Annotated in this window: 14 protein-coding genes; 1 reads left to right on the top strand and 13 read right to left on the bottom strand. The window is 57.1% G+C overall.

What is annotated here, in order from left to right; translation table 11 throughout:
• Positions 1-248 precede the first annotated feature (248 nt).
• The 9 genes from HMPREF1155_RS05555 to HMPREF1155_RS05520 all read right to left on the bottom strand — a co-directional run bounded on the left by HMPREF1155_RS05555 (position 249) and on the right by HMPREF1155_RS05520 (position 11761).
• Positions 249-1742: a response regulator transcription factor gene (locus HMPREF1155_RS05555; RefSeq protein WP_009078158.1), complete on the bottom strand. Its 1494-nt coding sequence runs from the start codon at positions 1740-1742 to the stop codon at positions 249-251.
• Positions 1743-1856: 114 nt separating this feature from the next.
• A complete protein-coding gene (locus tag HMPREF1155_RS05550; RefSeq protein ID WP_009078731.1) occupies positions 1857-2903 on the bottom strand; it encodes a branched-chain amino acid aminotransferase in 1047 nt (348 codons plus the stop codon).
• Between the two features lie 296 nt (positions 2904-3199).
• Positions 3200-4696 (bottom strand): ABC transporter ATP-binding protein, encoded by a 1497-nt coding sequence (locus tag HMPREF1155_RS05545; protein WP_039993434.1) that lies wholly within the window; start codon positions 4694-4696, stop codon positions 3200-3202.
• Between the two features lie 9 nt (positions 4697-4705).
• Positions 4706-5461 (bottom strand): energy-coupling factor transporter transmembrane protein EcfT, encoded by a 756-nt coding sequence (locus tag HMPREF1155_RS05540; RefSeq protein WP_009078200.1) that lies wholly within the window; start codon positions 5459-5461, stop codon positions 4706-4708.
• Positions 5449-7194 (bottom strand): ABC transporter ATP-binding protein, encoded by a 1746-nt coding sequence (locus HMPREF1155_RS05535; protein WP_009078610.1) that lies wholly within the window; start codon positions 7192-7194, stop codon positions 5449-5451. Before HMPREF1155_RS05535 ends, HMPREF1155_RS05540 begins: the two co-directional genes overlap by 13 nt.
• A 10-nt stretch (positions 7195-7204) precedes the next feature.
• Complete coding sequence (locus tag HMPREF1155_RS05530; protein WP_238319121.1) at positions 7205-8968, bottom strand: ABC transporter ATP-binding protein; 1764 nt, start codon at positions 8966-8968, stop codon at positions 7205-7207.
• 137 nt (positions 8969-9105) lie between these two features.
• Complete coding sequence (locus HMPREF1155_RS05525; RefSeq protein ID WP_009078448.1) at positions 9106-9711, bottom strand: MptD family putative ECF transporter S component; 606 nt, start codon at positions 9709-9711, stop codon at positions 9106-9108.
• A 247-nt stretch (positions 9712-9958) separates the two neighbouring features.
• On the bottom strand, positions 9959-10927 hold the full coding sequence (locus tag HMPREF1155_RS08895; RefSeq protein WP_238319138.1) for an AraC family transcriptional regulator: 969 nt from the start codon (positions 10925-10927) through the stop codon (positions 9959-9961).
• Positions 10928-11338: 411 nt separating this feature from the next.
• On the bottom strand, positions 11339-11761 hold the full coding sequence (locus tag HMPREF1155_RS05520) for a molybdopterin-binding protein (RefSeq protein ID WP_009078309.1): 423 nt from the start codon (positions 11759-11761) through the stop codon (positions 11339-11341).
• A gap of 90 nt (positions 11762-11851) precedes the next feature.
• Here HMPREF1155_RS05520 and HMPREF1155_RS05515 point away from each other — a divergent pair, with 90 nt between their 5' ends.
• Positions 11852-12937, top strand: a complete 1086-nt coding sequence (locus HMPREF1155_RS05515) for a helix-turn-helix transcriptional regulator (RefSeq protein WP_009078552.1) — start codon at positions 11852-11854, stop codon at positions 12935-12937.
• Between the two features lie 337 nt (positions 12938-13274).
• Here HMPREF1155_RS05515 and HMPREF1155_RS05510 read toward each other — a convergent pair whose 3' ends face one another.
• From HMPREF1155_RS05510 to HMPREF1155_RS05495, 4 genes are read right to left on the bottom strand one after another with little or no spacing between them, the layout of a single operon-like run.
• The gene (locus HMPREF1155_RS05510; RefSeq protein WP_039993430.1) at positions 13275-15017 is read right to left on the bottom strand and encodes an ABC transporter ATP-binding protein; all 1743 of its coding nucleotides are present in this window, start codon (positions 15015-15017) and stop codon (positions 13275-13277) included.
• A 2-nt stretch (positions 15018-15019) separates the two neighbouring features.
• Positions 15020-16804, bottom strand: coding sequence for an ABC transporter ATP-binding protein (locus tag HMPREF1155_RS05505; RefSeq protein WP_009078255.1), 1785 nt, complete (start codon positions 16802-16804; stop codon positions 15020-15022).
• A gap of 2 nt (positions 16805-16806) precedes the next feature.
• Positions 16807-18432 (bottom strand): ABC transporter ATP-binding protein, encoded by a 1626-nt coding sequence (locus HMPREF1155_RS05500; protein ID WP_009078720.1) that lies wholly within the window; start codon positions 18430-18432, stop codon positions 16807-16809.
• Positions 18429-19103 (bottom strand): energy-coupling factor transporter transmembrane protein EcfT, encoded by a 675-nt coding sequence (locus HMPREF1155_RS05495; RefSeq protein ID WP_238319136.1) that lies wholly within the window; start codon positions 19101-19103, stop codon positions 18429-18431. Before HMPREF1155_RS05495 ends, HMPREF1155_RS05500 begins: the two co-directional genes overlap by 4 nt.
• Positions 19104-19111 lie beyond the last annotated feature (8 nt).

Raw genomic sequence — 19111 nt, 5'->3', positions numbered from 1 at the left:
CGCCTCGCTTCCCCCTTCCGATCGAACGGCCCCTTGCCCGCCGCGCGCTTCGCGCACGCAGGCATCGACGAAACGATACTAGGCAAGACGTGCGTTCTCTTCACCTGACGGGATGCACGGTTTTCGTCCATGTGCGGCATAAAAACGCCCAACAGACTTATCAGGTGTCATGTGAGCTGGGTGTTTTCGAATTAAAAGTTACCCGAGGCTGCATGCGCTCCACACGATGCGCATGGCTGCGGGGCGCGTTACGCGTTGCGGGATGCGGCGATGAGATCGGCGTTGGCAAGTTCGATGAGCTCGTGGCGCGAATGGATGTCGAGCTTGCGATAGACGTTCTGCTGATGGAAGCGCACCGTGCTCGCGGAGATGACGAGCTTATCGGCGATATAGGTGGAGGTGAACCCCTGCGCGGTGAGCATGGCGATCTCGCGTTCGCGCGGCGTGAGCCCGAATTGGGCGGACAAATCGTCGAAGTGCGATTCGAGCGTCTCGGCGAAGGCCGCGACGGGATCGGCCGGTTCGCCCGCAGAGGCTTCCTCGGCATCCGTGTCCGCGCTGCCGGAGAAGGCGGCCGCAATGCCGCCCTTCGTAGAAAGAATCCGCGCAAGGCCAGCCGCGATGCCGAAGGAGACCACGACGAGAAGCGTCATGACGCCCGCTACGCCGTTGACGTTGAAGACGCTTTCGGGAAGAGAACGTCCCACGCTTTCGCCGAGACGGTACATGAAGAAGCCGTTGGTCAGCACCAGCACGATGCCGGCCGCAAAAGAGCGCGGAAGCCGCAGGTCGGACAGCATGCCGGCGAAGACGGGCCAGCGCAGGAAGAAGTAGCCGAACATCGTGGCCATCATGAGCGCGACGGCGAGCCGAATGGCGTCGGTCGTCATAAAGCACGAGAAGAGCAAGGCGATGAAGAGCATCACGAGCGTGGGAATCCAGACGGACTGCGTCCAATCCTTCGCGAGCGTCATGAGCATGTAGGTGATCATGATATCGGCGAGCGTCGTGGTCGCGAACAGCGCATAGGTAAGCGAGCCGTTCGTGGCGGGAAACACGATGCTCACGGTGCCGAAGAGCGCCGATGCGAGCATCGTGCACAGGATCGTGACGCACACGGAAAACCACGGGACACGTGCGATCTGGGAGCGGTCGAATCCGCCGTCGGGCGCGCAGGAAGCACAGGAGGCGTCTTCGTGCAGAAACGCGAATGCCGAGACGAACGTGAGAACGGCATAGAGCGCGGCCTGCATCGTGCGATCGAGATGCGGGGCGGCGACGAAGGAAGCCCAGGCCACGAGAAAGCCGATGAGGGTCGCGAAGACGATCTCCTCGCGATGCCGCGAAGAAAGGAGCATGAACCAGGCATAGAGCAGCACGCCTTCGCCCGCCCCTTCGAGCGCGCCGGCCACGATGGAAAGCGGGACCGAAGGCACAAGGGACACGCCGATGCCGCCGGCAGCGGCGGCGACGGCAGCGCCGATGACAAGAGGCATGCGAACCGCATGGCGGCCCGCAAGGCCCAGCACGGCGATCAGAGCGATGGCGCCGAGGCGCAGGCACATGGCGGCAGGGGTCGACACGTCGCCGAAAGACGAGACCGGACCGAAGTAGCCTCCCGCGCCGAACATGGCGGCGCCCGTCGCGCCGAACAGGCAGCCGAACCCGAGCCCCAGCATGAGCAGACGCCTGACGTCGAAGGCGGCCTCCTGCGTTTCCAGCGTGTCTCCCATGTGCTCCATGATTCTCTTCGAACGACGCTTTGACATGAATGCTTGAACCACCGAACTATACATGAAGCGGGCGCGCGCCGAAGCCCGCACCCGCCTATTGCATCGTAAAACTATGTCCGCGATCTATGCGATTTTGACGACCCAGCCCTCGGGACCTGCAAGCTCGCCGCTCTGGATAGCGGTCAGGGTAGCGCGCAGCTTCTTCATGACGGGACCGGACGTTTCCGCGCCGTCGGGGAAGACCGCATCGACGCCGTCGGCCTTGATGCGGCCCACGGGCGAGATGACGGCAGCGGTTCCGCACAGCCCGCATTCGACGAAATCGCCATTGAGCACTTCGGCGAACGCGACCGGTCGCTCCTCGACCGTCATGCCGAGCATGTCGGCGGCCACGGTCACGAGCGAGCGGCGCGTGATCGAAGGCAAGATGGAATTCGTCGCCGACTGCGGCACGACGAGCGTGCCGTCCTTGCTCACGAACAGCACGTTGGCGCCGCCGGTCTCTTCGACGTAGGTGCGCGTCGCTGAATCGAGGTAGAGGTTCTCGGAATAGCCGTTTCTATGCGCCTCTTCATACGGATAGAGGCTCATCGCGTAATTCAGGCCCGCCTTGATACCGCCGGTGCCATGCGGCGCCGCGCGGTCGTATCGGGCGACCGTGATCGTGATGGCCTCGTCGCCCCCCTTGAAATAGGGGCCGACCGGCGTGACGAGGATGCGGAACTGATATTCGTCCGCCGGCTTCACGCCGATGACCTCGCCCGTGGCGAACATGAACGGACGGACGTAGAGCGTGGCGCCCGAACCGTACGGCGGAACCCAAGCGGCATTGGCCGAAACGACCTGCTTGACGGCGTCGATGAAACGACCTTCGGGGAACGGAGGCATAACCAGGCGTTCAGCGGAAGAGCGCATGCGGGCGGCATTCAGGTCGGGACGGAAGCAGACGATGTCGCCGTTCTTGGTGGTGTAGGCTTTGAGGCCTTCGAAGACCTCCTGGCAGTAATGCAGGATGCCGGAGCATTCGCTGAGCGTCACCGTATGGTCGCGCGTGAGCCTTCCCTCGCCCCAAGCTCCGTCCTTGTAATCGCAAACGTAGCTGAAGTCGGTCTTCATATAGCCGAACCCCAGGTTGCCCCAATCCAGATCCTTCTTGTCCATAGATACCATCGCTTTTCCTCGCTTCGGGCGCGGCACATCAGGCGCGCATCTCGCATTGCGCGAGATTGTACTCCCCCTTTTATTGTGAACAGGTTAATTCCGCAGCGAATCCGCCATCGCGCCTCAAAGGCACACGGCGGGATGCTGCTTGAGATCAAGGTGATGGGGCGACGCGAAGGCATCGATGCGCATATGGTTTCAACCGAACGTCGGGAATGCTTACGTGACAATAGCGGATCAACCAACTCGTTCGTGAAGCCAGACACGAAACCCGCAACATCGGAACCTCCCCGACGACATCCTACTCACAGGAATGCTTCTCTCACGCTTTGAAAGTTACCATGCATGAAGTCAACCACTCTACGTTCATTACCTGCAAGCGGAATCTTCTCCGCAGCATAGGGCGAACACAGCAAGACCGACGAAGCGCAGAGAGCAAGTAGCTCGATGTCGTGAGTGATGACGATGACCGGGCAATCCACGGATTTCTCGCATATCATCGATGCAAGATCATTCATTCTTTGATAATCGAGACCAGCCGACGGCTCATCCAAGATCAGCAGCTCACGTTCATGCATGCAAGCAACCGCGACAGAAAGCCGCTGCATCTCGCCGACGGAAAGTTCATGCGGGTTGCTTTGCCTTCGATCCCAAAGGTCCATCTGCTTGAGATACCGAGCTGCTTTATCCATCGATTCTTCGTCCAATCCATCTGCTAGCAGCTCCTTCTCCACGGTTTCGAAGAACAGCTGAGCATCAGGATTCTGCATCGTGTAATAAACCTTCCTGAGCCTTCCTTTCTTGCCCTTCGCGTAGTTCACGCTCCCCTTGCGGATGGAAGCCAAACCGCAAAGCTGCTCTGCAAGAGTCGTTTTCCCTATGCCGTTGGCTCCGACGACTCCCATGACCTCCCCTTTTAAAAGACGAAAATCGACTGAAGGCATAAGAACCCTTTGACCCACAGCCACTTCGATTTTCAAAGCGGAGATCTGCTCCCTGCCGCAGGGAGCAGGACGGCAGGATTCCAACTCGTTTTCATCAAGGCATCTCAGATGGAGCGACCGAACGTTGAGGTTTTCACATTCATCCGAGGTGTACATGCGATCTATGCGACCGTCGTCCATAAGCACAAGTCTATCGAAGACGCCCTTCAGATAGAAAAGACGGTGTTCGGATATCAAGACGGTCTTTCCCATATTCTTCAAATCCATAATCGCATCTCTGAGAAGAAGCGTCGAGGCGTAGTCGAGGTTAGCAGAAGGTTCATCCAGCAAGATGATATCGCAGTCGTACAACAGCGCAGAGGCTATAGCCACCCGTTGCTTCTGCCCCCCGGAAAGTTCATGCAAGCTTTTTTTCAATAGCCCCGCAACGTTTGCCTGCGCAGCTGCCTTCGGGACATTCTCGATAAGATCTTCATAAGACATTCCGAGGTTCTCGCCGACCAAGGCTATCTCGTCCTCGACGATCGACGAGAAGAACTGGCTGCGGGGATCCTGGAAGACATTTCCGATATGCCTCGCAAGCTCACCAGGAGCAAAGGAATCAATAGGAAAGCCCAGCACGCTTATGTCGCCCGTGCGTCTTCCCTCGAAGAAATCGGGGGCGAGCCTGTTGATGGTCCGTAGAACCGTCGTCTTGCCGCAACCTGACCGTCCCGCAAGCAGGACGCATTCGCCCTTCGCCACTTCTAGGCTGACATCCTTGATAGACCATTCGCTCGATAGTTCATATTTAAAGCTCACGTTCTCCAATGCGACAGCTGCACCTTGATCATTCCTCCCGTTCACTTCACCCTCCATAACAGTCGCTTACGATCCGAATGCAAATCGAGACAGAAAAAGCAGCAAGTAAACCGTAAGAACGATAACATCCAACGCACCGGGCCTGAAAAGATACAGCGATGTTTTGGCAGCCTCGAATTCTATGCCCTTGCTTATGATGGCAGCAGTAAGGTCATCCGACGCCCTCAGAGACCGATGAATCAATGGGACTATCAGTAGTTCGAAGGAGCGAACCGGATGAAGCGGAGAGAGTCGAAATCCACGCACTTTCGCCGCCTTCGATATCTGGATGAGCTGCATGCGCACATCAGGCAGATAGCGCAAAGCTACCGCGATTCCGATAAGACCCGTCTCTGGAATGCGAAGGGTCCTAAGAGCCTGCATGATTGCACCCGAAGGAATAGAGACAAGCACCGCACCAATGATGAAGGTCGGTATGAGCGATGCGATCGCCCAAATCAATATGCCGAATGCAAGCACGGCTCCAAAAAGCCCGGAAGCGTTGATGGCCGCAACGATCCCCTGGAGCGAAACGGCCATCACCAACCACGTAAGCGGCAGGCTTTTCTTGAACAGATAGTAGACGAGCGAAGAGACGATCAGGAGAACCCAGACGGCAAGCCTGCCGGCAACGAAAGGAACTATGCTTCCGACAATCAAAAGAACCATGAGCGTTCTCGGGTCAAGCGGATACCCGATCCGTTCAAACGCCGCGATACGGCCTGACTCTCCCTCGGATTCGGTCGACGGGCAGACGCGCCTGGCTCCTTCTATAGGCGCCATTTTGCCACATCCTGCCTCAACTTGATGAACCGTGCATAAATGCCCGACTGGCAGATCAATTGATCGTGGGTGCCTCGCTGGACGATACGGCCGTCATCGATGACGAATATCTGATCGGCATGACGCACGGTATTCAATCTATGGGCTATCATGATGCACGTTTTGCTTCGGGTAAGCTCTCCGATCGCCTGCATGATGGCAAACTCGTTCTCCGGATCAACGCTAGCCGTCGCCTCATCGAGAATGACGATGGGAGCATCCTTCAAAAGCGCTCGCGCAATCGATATGCGCTGGCGCTCGCCACCGGAAAGCGATGAGCCTCCCTTGCCTACTATCGTGTCGTAGCCTTGAGGAAGCTTGATGATGAAATCATGGCAGCATGCCCGCTTGGCCGCTTCGATCACATCCTCGCGCGTCGCATCGACGCGACCGAAACGAATGTTGGCCTCCACCGTGTCGTTGAAGAGATAGACGTCTTGGAACACCATGGATACCTGTGAAAGCAGCGTATCGTACGTGTAATCGCGGATATCGATGCCGCCAAGCGTGATGCGACCCTCATCCACATCCCAAAAACGGGGGATGAGACGGGCAAGCGTCGACTTGCCTGATCCGGAGCGGCCGACAAGAGCTACGGTTGTCCCGTTCTCGATGGAAGCCGTGATGCCCTTGATAAGTCCATCTGCCTCCTCGGCCGTCTGCCCGTAATCGAATTCCACGTTCTCGAACGCAATCCCATGACTGGCAGGCGCCTCCTTCACATCACCGCTCTTCAGCAGGGGCATGGTCTGCAGTTTACCCAATTTGCTGACGGCTGAATCAATGATGTTCATGAGCGATACCGAATTGCCTGCGAAGTCGAGGGAGGTGAATAATACGAACGATAGAATCAGGAGGAAGAGGCAGGTCGAAAGCTCCATCGTTCCCGCAAGGAAAAGCGCGGTCGAGAATGCCGCAACAACGACAGAGGCGGAAGATAGCACGATTTGCTGAACCGCCACCCAGGGAATGGATTTGAGATTGAACTCGGTGGTGCGCTGACGAGCATCGTCAACCGCTTTTCTTACAACATTGTTCTGAGTTCCCGCGAGTCCGAACGCCTTCACTACCTGCATGCCCTCTACATACTCCAATACCGCGCCGACAAGATCTTCTTGAGCTGCCTGCTTTTTAGGAGCCAAGGCAGTTAACGCATGCTGCTGCAGCCGAGCAACGCTGAAGTAGATCGCCACCGTCGCAAGCGCTATCAAGCCGATGCGCCAATCGAACATGAGGACGAATACCGCCATGACCGTCGTACCGATGACGCCCGATACGAACTGCACGAGCACAAGCGGGCCAAGCGTCTCCAACTCATCGAGCGTCGTGGTGAGAACGGTAGCCAACTCAGCTAGGTTAACGTCAGCGAAAAAACCCATGGGCACATACCGCAATCGATTGGCCACGAGCAAACGCTTGTCCCGCGACAGCGAATAGCCGATCCCATTCATAGACGCCATCGACACCGCATCGGCGAAGCACCTGCCCATAACGCCGATGAAGACGAGGGCCACGGCCTCAAAGATCACCTCGAAGGAGAAAGCGCCCGCAAGCAACGCATTGATCGCCACGTATATCGCAAAATAATCCAGCAGACCGAACAGAGCCTTAATGAAGTTGGCGGCTATGGCCTTGACGAGCAAGCCGTGCTGCGGCTCGGCAAACTGCCATATATTTCTAATCGTGTCCAGCATCGCATTCTCCCTACAGCTCTCGCGCACCGACGTGCAAATCCCACATATCGCGATATAGAGGACAAGTCGCGATCAGCTCCTCATGGGTGCCCGTCGCGACGATTCGGCCGGCATCGACGACGGCAATGCAATCGGCATCTCGCACGGTGGATAGACGATGCGCGATAACCACCAGCGTCTTATCTCGCACAAGCGCACTGAGAGCCGTCTCTATCTGAGCTTCCGAATCGGGATCGGTAAAGGCCGTGGCCTCGTCCATGACGACGATCGGCGCATCTTTGAGCATGGCGCGTGCGATGGTGACGCGTTGACGCTCACCGCCCGAAAGATATCGTCCCCCCAAACCCGTCGAAGTCTGATAGCCCTGCGGCAATGACGCAATGAAATCGTGGCATCCGGCTGCACGCGCAGCCTCTACAATCTCTTCCGATGTAGCAGAGGGCCTGCCGATACGAAGGTTCTCCTCGATGGTCGCATCGAAGAGGAAAGCATCCTGCGACACATAGGATATGAGCTTCCCTGCCTCCTCAAGCGAGATATCGCGCACATCAGCGCCCCCGATGCGTACCGCTCCTTTAGTCGGATCCCAAAACCCTGCGATAAGCTTGCCTATAGTGGATTTTCCGCCACCCGAAGGTCCGACGAGCGCAAGCTTGCAGCCCTCATCCAATGTCAAGTTAATGCTGTGCAGCACTTCGGCATCTTCTGCATCATAAGAGAAGCAGACATCCTCAAGTGATACGGATGCATCGCGTGCCGCGGAAGAGCTATCCGGCCGCACAAGATCGTTCTCGTTCACAACGGCGAACACGCGCCGCGCCGTAGATCGAACCGCCGATATCTGGTCTGGATACTTGAATGCGGCCACAATGGGTCCTACCCATGAGAGCGTGAGCACTATAAGCTGCAGGAACACCGTCGTTTCAAGCGTTCCTTGCGCCATGAAGAAAAGACCCGCAGGCAACACGAACAAAAGGGACGCGCCCATTATCACCTGCGCTGACGCGGCGGCAGGTGCGATCTCGTTCATCCATGCTATCGAGAATCCCGCATTCTTTTCCGCAGCATCTTTGAACCTACGATACGACTGGGCATCTTGATTGAAAATCTTAATGACTTCAAGCCCATTCACGAATTCGACGAGCGCGGCGTTCACCTTACTTGAAAGAGCCACTTGCTTTTGAAAATTCACGTCGTAATTCTTGAAAGCGAGCATCATGAGAGCAAGACCCAAAGGAACCACGGCGAGCCCGATGAGCCCTATACGCCAGTCGAGAACGATCATATAGGCGATGACGAACGTCGGCACGATGATGTTCGCGGTCATCTCGGGAATGACGTGCGCGAGGGTCGGCTCGAGCGACTCGATACCATCCACGACAATGCTTTTGATCTCCCCTGTTGGACGGCCTTGCACATATCCGAGCGGCATGGTGTACATTTTTTCTAATAGTTTTTCGCGAATATCGGCAAGCGTCTTGAAGCAGAAATGATGCGAAACGGCCATTGAAATCGCAGCTGCCGCATGTCCGATGGCATAAGAGAGAGCCATTGCGGCAAACCAGCCTCCGTATACGGCGACATGCCGTTCGCCCTCGATGAGAGCACCTATGATCTGCGCGAGAAGCAGATAAGGAATCACCTTTCCTGCCACACCCACCACGGCAAGCGATATGGAGGCGATATAACCTGCTTTGTATTTCATCGCAGCATCGACCAAGCGAGCGAATGCGGCTTCTTCTTCGGCAATGATCGCCTGTTGGGAATTCTTCATACTCTTTTCTTCGAGCAGGTCCTCCATGCATTCCTCCCGCACCCTTCAAATTCTTTATCAATACGCCCTCGACGACTCCATCGCCCAATCTGCAGCCCTATAAAGGGAAAAGGCTAGGCGCATTACATGAATGCTGATTATTTGAGAATAGGCTCACGTTTCACAGACTCGCCGCCATGGAAAAACTTCTCATAGACCGAATGCCCGATAGCCATTCCAAAGAAAGCGCAGATAAGGCATATTCCTATAATCGAAATGATCGCCAGCGGCGAATAAAGCATATGTTGAAGGGTATGCGCTCCATCGACGGTATAAGCATTCGGAAACATCAGCAACAGCCTGTCAACGCCAATTATGTAAAAGATGAATACCGGATGAAGGGCGTATACGACATTACTCAGAACGTAGGCACCGGTGATGCGCCATCTGTTTTTATATGCGCCCACGGGAATCAAGCACAGCTCTCCAAGAAACCCTGCAATCGCAAGTATGATCGCCATGGTCCAAAATCCCATGATCAGATAGAGAGAACCCATGATGGTGAAGTAAGCGAACGACGTACCCCTTCGAGGGACCTTCTGCGTGAGAACATAGTAGACAGCGCCTCCAAGAAACGCGCCGAATGCAACTTCACCAGCAAAGGAATAATTTCCCAAAAGCGGCGTAGCGAGCGATCCGACCAAGCTTAGTCCAAAACCGACAATGGACAGCAGAGCGATTCTGACCACATCTTTGGTTTTCATTCCGAGACCTCTTCTCTCTTTAAGGCAAGGTGTTGATATTGGATTGCGAAACGCAATGTAATAATGAGTTAGATACGACTAACTATATTTTCATATCGCCTTGAGAGACAATGCCCGATTAGCACAAGTCGCCCGTATGACATTTTTTTTGAGAGGATAAGAAGGCATGCTCTTACGAACGGACGCGCAGAACGCATCTGTCCTGGCGCGCATCGCATGAAGACCATGCCATTTCGTAAGATTCTCGTTATCTGCCGTTCAACTGATGCATCTTGCGGTATTCCAGAGGCAAAAAGCCCGTAAAACGCTTAAAGTTATATGCAAACTTGCCATGATTCGCGTAACCTACCGATTCGGATACCCTTGAAACAGGCATGTCGGTTCTTTCCAGAAGCTCTTTCGCTCTTTTCATCCTCATGTCATAAGCAAGATTTGAAGGCGTCTTCCCATACACATAGCGAAAGTAATTCTTCAACGAGGTCGCACTGATTCCGTAGATGGCCGCTAGCTCTTCCGCCGATATACGTTGGGATAAATCCCTTGCAATAATGTCGCGACACTCCTCAACGATCTGACGCTGAGCAGAAGTGATACGTCGATACCGAGGTCGTGGCTCATCTCTGAACGAAGGTGATGCGCAATATAGAAGCAGATTCTTCACTGCATCGCGCGCAACGTGTCGATCAATCCTGCCTATCGTTTTTCGAGGTGCAAGAAGTTTAAAATGCTCTTGAAGACCGCTATCGCCAGAAAATGCATAAACGAACGTTTCCGACCGATCGTGGGAAGAGACGTTTGGGAAAGAGCGCATTGCTTCATCAAACAGCGTTTTTAGGTCCGCGCTCATCGACGAGGGATTGAATAGCAATTCGCTGCCGATATAATGACCCGAAGGAAATATGTACGATTGTATTGGAAGCTTGCTTATGCTCGCTGAATTAGGCCCCAGCATAACGGATCCTGCAGCGCTGTAATTTATTTCACAACATCCTTCACTGCAAAAATTAATGAAAAGAGAATCGGTTCGAAACCAAGATGGCAACGTGATGCCGCAGGCATCGACCACGTTATACGCCACAGCAATACCGGGTAGCGGCTCGCAGAGATGCATCAATCCGCTCCCGCATCTATCATGGGAGTAATGCACGATGCACCCGTCTTCAAATATTTCCTTTCGTATGTCCCATTCTTTAGGGAAGACTGGCGGGATTTCCATCGACACTTTCATAAATCCTTATCTTGCATCACGATAGAGCCTCATGACACCACGCGAATATCCTCAAGAACGATAATTCATTCTTCTGAGAGAAGACGATCCGCCTCTTGCGAAAACAAACGTCGAGCATATTGTCGCTTTCGTACGAAACCGAGAGGGAGGGCTCACATTCTTTTGCGCGTAACACCACTCCACAGATAGAGAGTATCTGCGATTCCTACAGCATAATCCTCCGACATCTTAAGTTTTTCCATCAAGCGCACGTGCTAATTCCCATACATTCGTCAATGCTCAAACCAAAACCACGCATTCACCGTCAAATACCTTGACTTGAAAACGACAACAAATGCTCGAGAGACAAGCTGAAAAAGTCTCTCGAGCATTTGCAGAAATGCCTATGAAATTCACAGCTTAGTCGACGGCGACCATGACGTCGGTGGACTTGATGACGGCGACGGCCTTCTTGCCTTCGGCCAGACCGAGTTCTTGGATGGAGGCATTGGTGATGGAACCGGAAATGCGCACGCCGTCTTCATCCTCGATGGTCACATGCCCGTTGACGGCGCCTTCCTTGACGGAGACGACGGTACCCTCGATCTGGTTGCGCGCGGACAGACCGGCGATGCGCTCGGTGGCGAACATGACGTTAGTGGCCTTGATCACGGCGTAGCATTCCTTGCCTTCGGCCAGGCCAAGCTCCTCGACGGCCGCCATGGTGATGTCGGCGGTGATGGGGTTATGGTTGCCGCGGCAGATGACGACGACCGCGTTGACGGCGCCTTCCTTGACGGTCTTGACGGTGCCCTTGATCTGGTTGCGTGCGGAAATCTTCATGCTCGTTCCTTTCCCGGCCGTCGCGTCGCGCCGGCCTTCTCTCATGCAGATGCGGCCCTTCGCCGCCCTGCCTTTCTGACGAAATCCACTATGTCATCCATTCGGAGCTCCATGCAGCGCGACGACCATTCATCACAATCTCGATCCCGATTCGTCCCTCTTGCTCATTTTCCGTCCTCGTTTATTATTCTTATATCACTATATTCTGATTGGATATATATGACACCGAGCGACATAGCACTGAACGCAAGCGACGTGGCAAGGATTCTGCGAATCGGACGGAACGCGGTCTATGCGTTGGCGAAATCCGGCGAGCTGAAGTCCTATCGAATGGGACGCAAGCTCCTCTTCACCCTCGACGACGTGACCGAATACCTCGCACGCGTCAGAGGAGAGAGCCTCGCCGATGCGGATGCGGGCACAAGACCATCGACGCACGACATCGCCGATGCCATCGCTCCTTTCAAGCCGAATGCCGATCCGTTCGTCATCGCAGGCGAGGGATCGGTCTGCGATGAGGTGACCGGCCTGTTGCGCGCGCATGGCTTGAACGTCGCGCATCTGGCCATGTGCGACTATGCAGCCCTGGCAAGCCTCTATGCGGGAGATGCGGATGCGGCCGTCACGTGCCTGCACGATCGAAAGACCGATAGCTGCACCATCCCCTATGTCCAGCGTCTGATCCCTGGAACCTCATTGGTCGTCATGCGCATCGCTTCTTATCCCGTCGGGCTTATCGTGCGAGAAGGCAACCCGAAAGGCATCACGAGCTGGAGCTCCCTCTTCCGCCGCGGCGGCACTCTTGCGAACAGGCCGCGCGGCACGGCGGAGCGCGTGATCCTCGATGAGAAGATCGCCGCGTTCGAGCTCGTCGCCCAAGACGTCGAAGGCTACGAAAGCGAAGCGGCCACCGCCCACGATGCGGCGATGCTGGTGGCGCATGGGCTTGTCGACGTCTGCATCGGCTCCGCGCAGACGTCGAGTCTCGTCCGAGGCGTTCTATTCGTTCCTCTTCAAGCGGTCACCGCCGATCTCGTCATCGTCAAGAACGACCGCACGCGCGCGTTTTTGCAGGATGCGAAACGCATCGTCGCATCCAAGACGTTCCGCGCGCTTTTCTCGAAGGCTCTCCCCTTCGACGTCTCCACCATGGGAGCCATAACCTACGAGCTCTAGACGGATTCATGCGGCCGGCACACGGAAAGCGGCTCTCGGCATAAAGAATGTCGAAAGTTTTTTCCAAGAGTCGCTTGACCGCATCGGACTGCTGGGGTATAAAGTTTCCCGTGGTTAACATCCACTGGGAAGCGGACGGGTTCTCAAGGCAATCGGTTGCCCCCTTTTTCCGAGATCCTAGAACCCGTCGATTTTATGCGGACACCCATGGATGCAACGTCGCCTACCCGTAAGCGGACGGCACGTCAAGCACCTCTCCCCCTTGGTGCAGCGTGCCGATCCGCCTTTTTTGTATGCAGGGATGACGAGCCCGTCTATAACCCGCCGTTGCGCATCGCTAAGCGATCGTCCAACCGACCGCAGCCTTCCTCAACTCTATGAAGCTGCGGTACAAGCCCTCTCCTTCCATCAACTGCCCATGGCGTCCCTTCTGTACGATACGACCGCCGTCAAGCACGATTATCTGGTCGGCCGTCTTCACAGTGTTCAGGCGATGGGCGATGGATATGACGGTCTTGCCTGCGGTCAGCCGCGACAAGGCAGCAATGAGATCATGCTCGTTATCGGGATCGACCGAGCTCGTCGCCTCATCGAGGATGACAATGGGCGCGTCTTTGAGAATCGCCCGGGCGATGGAGATGCGCTGGCGTTCGCCGCCCGAAAGGCTCGTCCCGCCCTCTTCGAGCACCGTGGCATATCCCTGAGGCAGCGCTTCGATGAAGTCATGGCAGCACGCCGCCTCGGCCGCCGCCGCGACCTGTTCGCGCGTAGCCTCAGGCACGCCGAAACGTATATTGTTCTCAACCGTGTCATTGAACAGATAGACGTCTTGGAAAACCATGGATATCCGTGCAAGCAGACTCTCGGCCGTGCCGCTGCGCACGTCGGCTCCGCCCACCTTCACCGATCCGGAATCCACGTCCCAGAATCGGGCGATGAGATTCACCAGCGTCGTCTTGCCCGAACCGCTCGGTCCCACAATCGCGCACGTAGTACCCTCGGGGATGAACAGGCTCACATCATGGATAACCTCGCGGCCATCGCCGTATCCGAAGCTCACGTGATTGAGCGCAATGTCGTTGCCTTCCATGGCAAGCGGTCTGTCCGAGGCATCTTGTTTAGGAATATCGCAAACTTCGTCCACGCGATCGAGCTCATTGCCGATCTTCTTGGAGAGAAACGCCCCGTTGTTCGCGCTGATCAACTCTCCGTAGATCATGAAAGCTGCTACAAGAAGCGTGAGGGCCCATGATAAGGGCAGTGCACCGGAGAGGAACAGGGCGCACGCAGCGAACAGCACGCCGCAGCTGGCCAGGTTGAATACGAGCGCGTAAAGCTTCAGCAATCCCTGCCCAGCGGCTTCCTGCACGTAGTCCGCCGCGCGCTTTTCCTCGAAGCTCCGCTCGACCGACGACAAGGCATCCGCAGGTGTGCTGAAAGCACGCAAAACCGCCATGCCGCGCGCGTATTCCATCACTGCATCGCTCATCGACTCCTGCGCCTCAAGCACCCGTTTCGTCGCCTTGCCCGAACGCCTCAAGAGCACGCGCAGAACAAGGAGGCCCGCTGCTATTCCGGCGAACGTGATCGCCGCGACAGGCGGGGCCACGAAGGCGAAACCGACGCCAATGATGACGGCCATCGCAACACCGCCCGAAAGCCCCGTAAGACAGATGGTCATGAACTCCTCGAGCTGATGAAGCGTGGTAGCAAGCGTGGTGGAGATCGCGCTGAGACGCTGCTCGATGAAATAACCCATCGCGGCGCCTTTCAGGCGATCGCCTACGCGTATACGCAGATCCCTGAATATATCGAAACCTCGAGCATCCATGGAAACATCGACGGCGTACTGCATCGCATACTGCCCTGCCACGCTTACCAGCAACAGGAAAAGGCATTGCCAGATGACGTCCGATCCAAAGCCGTCACGATGCTCCAGGGCCCAGAATACGGCGATCATCATCGCCGCCATGAAGAAGCTTTTGATCACGTTGCAGGCCATTCCGATGATGAGGCTGCGTCGCGCCGCCACGGAAAAGCTGCCGGCCAGATCGAGTATCCGTTTCACCAATGCAAACATGCCTATGCCACCTCAATCGTGCTCATATGCTGGCTCCACATGCGCCCATACAGCTCGTTTCCAGCCAGCAACTCTTTATGCGTTCCGTGCCCAACGACCCTTCCGCCGTCGACCACGAGGATCTGCTGCGCATTTCTAATGGTGAAGAGGCGATGGGCGATCACCACGAGCGTCTTGCCCTCGATCAGACGGCCGACCGCCCGCTCGACGAGAGCCTCGTTCTCGGGATCGGCATAGGCGGTGGCCTCATCCAGGACCACGATGGGAGCATCCTTCAGAATCGCGCGGGCGATGGTCACCCGCTGCCGCTCCCCGCCCGAGAGCCGCCCTCCCGCCTCGCCTGCCGACGTGTCATAACCATGCGGAAGCGCTTCGATGAAGTCATGGCATCCCGCCGCCTTCGCGGCAGCAATCACCTCCTCCATCGTCGCATCCCGCTTTCCCATGCGGATGTTGTCGGCAAGCGAGCAGTCGAAAAGGAACGTGTCCTGCGCGACATAGGAGACGTTTTCCATGAGCTGCGTAAACGGGATGTCCTTTACATCGATGCCACCTAAGCGGATCGCGCCGGCGCTTGCATCCCAAAAGCCGACCATCAGCTTGGCGATGGTGCTCTTGCCTGAACCTGAAGGCCCGACGATCGCCGTGATCTCGCCCGGCACGGTAGCGAAGCTCACCTCGTGCAGCACTTCCGCGCCTTCGTGATAGGAGAAGGAGACCCGATCGAACTCGAACGAACGATCGCCCAACGTCACTCGCCCCTGAGGACGGACCAGCTCCGGTTCTCCGAGAAAGTCCCAGATCGCGTTCAGACACGCGTCCATGCGCGACACCATGCCGGCCGCCTGGGCGAATCTCATAAGAGGACCGATGAAGCCAAGAGGAATGACGATGCAGCAAAGGAACGCCGGCAGCGTCAGCTCGCCTGCCGACATGAGCATCACGCCGACAGGAAGCGAGACCAGAAGCGTGCAGGGCACCACCGACTTTATCGCCGCCATCCACACCCAGCTTTGCTTGAACCAGTCGAGCGTAGAGTCGTGATAGGCTGCCACCGCCTCCGAGAACGCCCTGTACGACGAGGCCGTTCGACCGAACGCCTTGATGACCTTGATGCCGTTCACGTATTCGACCAACGTCGAGTTCATGTGGTTCTCCGTACCGATATAGTGCGCCATCTTTTCCTGATAGCCACGCATCATGCCTGAATAGAACAGCACACCCAAGGGTATGGTCGCCAGTCCGGCAAGGCCCATGCGCCAGTCAATGACGAAAACGACCGTCATCGCCAACAGCGGACCGAATACATTGGAGGGAAGCTCGGGCATGAAATGGGCGATCGCGTCCTCGAGCATGTTGACGTTGTCGACGAAACGGTTGCGGAACACGCCCGTCGGCGTATCCACGATCGTACCCAGGGGGACGCGCGCCATCTTGGCGGCCATCTGCTCGCGCATGGTGCGCAGCGCCTTGAATGCGATCCTATGCGACATCATCGAGCTGCGCCAGGTGAGAACGAATCGCGCGACATGGGCGAACGCAGCCGCCAACGCAAGGAGTCCAGCACGTTCGAGCGTGAGGCTGCCATCGATGAGACCGGCAGCAAGCAGCGCCACGACCAGATACGGAATCATACCGCACACCTCTCCGATGCAGGCGAGGATGAGCGAAACCCCCATGCGGGCGCGGTCGGGCCGCATGAAGTAGTACAGCTTCGCGAAAGCACTCGGCCTCGCAGCACGATTCATCGGCGTCAACCGACGGGCACCCTTCGATTCCCTTTTCATGATCACGTCCTTTCCAGCTCTATCACCGCATCGGCCGCAAGGTTCACAAGCAACTGGTCATGGGTGATGATGACGATGGTCTTTCCGAATTCCGCCAGCGTCCGACACCAGTCGGAGATCTGCTTCGCACCTCTGCCGTCAAGCCCGCTCGTCGGCTCATCGAGAACCACGAGATCTGCATCGGAGCAGTATGCGGCAGCCAGCGTCACGCGCTGCTTCTGACCTCCCGAAAGTGACAAGGGATGTCGGTCTGCCAAATCACGCAGGCCGAAAGCATCGAGCGCCGTCCAGGCGCGATTCTTCAGCGCTTCATCCATCCCGCGGCCTAACACAACCTCGTCGGCCACGCTTCCCGCATACAGCTGATAGTCGGCATCCTGCATGACGAAGTAGCTGGAGCGCCTGCGATCGCTGCGCGAGATGGGCTCGTCACTGCGTAAGACCCTGCCTCCCTGTTCGCGCAGGACCCCGCAAAGCACGCGGGCAAGCGTCGTCTTGCCGACGCCGTTTACTCCGGAAACGACCGTCACGGCCCCTGATGCGAAATGCGCGCTGACCCCTCGCACCCCGCGCTTTGTTGAAGGATATTCATAGACCAGATCACGAACCGACCAATCCGACCCTTTCGTCTGGGTTGCGTTCCATGGACTCGAAGTATTCGACCGACCGAACGCGCCCGCCGGACGAAAGCGCATATGCGCAGAATGGTCTCCTGCATGCAAGACGAGCGGATCCGATGGCTTCGCCGCATGCAGAATCGGCGGCTTCGGCTTCGCGAGACTGCACGCCGGATGCGTGCCTTCACGCTCGGCATCGGGATGGCGCAATCCATAGACAGCGACCTCATCTGCGGAAAGACCCATGAATTCCTCGGCGCTCCAGCGCTTCGCGATGCGACCGTCGGAAAGACATAGATAAGCATCCGCCACAGGAGCGAAACGATGCAGGCGATGCTCGGAAATGACCAGGGCGATACCCTGTCGCTTCAAATTCGCGATAATGTCCACGAGGATTCGAGCGCCCTCGTCATCCAGGTTGGACGTCGGCTCGTCAAGCAGCAGCAGGTTGGGCCTCCCGGCAATCGCCGCCGCGAGCGCCACCCGCTGCTTCTGACCGCTCGACAGCTGGGTGAGATTCTCCTCAAGCAGATTCGTCACACCGGTGAGTCGTGCAGCATGCTTGACGCGCGCGATCGTTTCGTCGGGAGCGATGCCGAGATTCTCGGAAGCGAATGCGATCTCGTCGAACACCGTGTCCATGAAGAACTGGCTGCGAGGATCCTGCATCACTACGCCGAGGCTCGCAGCGCGACTACGAGCACTCCAATCCCGCACGTCGCATCCGCATACCTCTGTGCGACCGGCAAGGACTCCGGGAAAGAACGCGCCGGCCAACCCGTCAATCATACGCAGAACGGTGGATTTGCCGCTGCCTGAGCTCCCGCAGAGCACCAGGCACTCGCCTGCTTCCACACACAGGGATATGCCGCGCGCGCCGATGCTTTTATCCTCCGACGACCCGCATGCCCCATCGGCTTCGGGGCCGCCGTTCTCATCGGATGAGCCATACGCGAAAGAAGCGTCGAACATCCGCACGATAGGACGGGAGTCGCGCGCATGCTGCTTCATAGCGACACCGCCGACGCGATGACGAGGGCGGCGCACAGAATCGCCAGAAGTAGAATCGCCGCCGCATCCCGCCAGCAGAATCCGATATGGTATACGGAAGACCTCGTACCCGTTGCGAGCGCGCCGCGCAGCTCCGCCGACGCGGCAAGCTCCGAAGACAGTCGCAGGCTACGCATCACCAAGGGGACGTACAGGCATTCGCAAGCCAAGGCCGGGTGGAGCAGAACGTCCCGGCGCCTCGCGAAGATACCCCGCATACGGATGCCGCGTATGACCTGACAGGTCTCGAAACCGAGAAGGCTCACGAAACGAAACATCATGCACACCCCGATTCGCACGATAGGCGGAACATGCCAACGGGAAAGGGCTCCCATGATGGCCGAGGGCGAAAGCGAGAACAGAGCACAGCCCACCGTGAACGGCGGGGTCGTATGCATGAGGCTCACGAAGAGCACGCCGTAAAGGCCCGGAAGAGGAGCGAAACTCAACGCCAGAACCAAAGCGAAGAACGCGCAGCACCTCACAGCCAGGCGGACGCGGTCGTTCAAACAGAGATATACGGCGGCAGCGACCTGCAGGAGAACCTCGAGGGGCATCTCCGCGATCATGATCGTGGAGATGCCGACCAAGGCGATGGCCGCCAGATGCGTACGCGGATCCAAGCCGAGCACGCCTTGCA

Source organism: Slackia sp. CM382 (assembly GCF_000293015.1).
GTDB lineage: Bacteria > Actinomycetota > Coriobacteriia > Coriobacteriales > Eggerthellaceae > Slackia > Slackia exigua.
The sequence above is the reverse complement of the archived record's forward strand: the minus strand, read 5'-3'. Positions and strand labels throughout refer to the sequence as shown.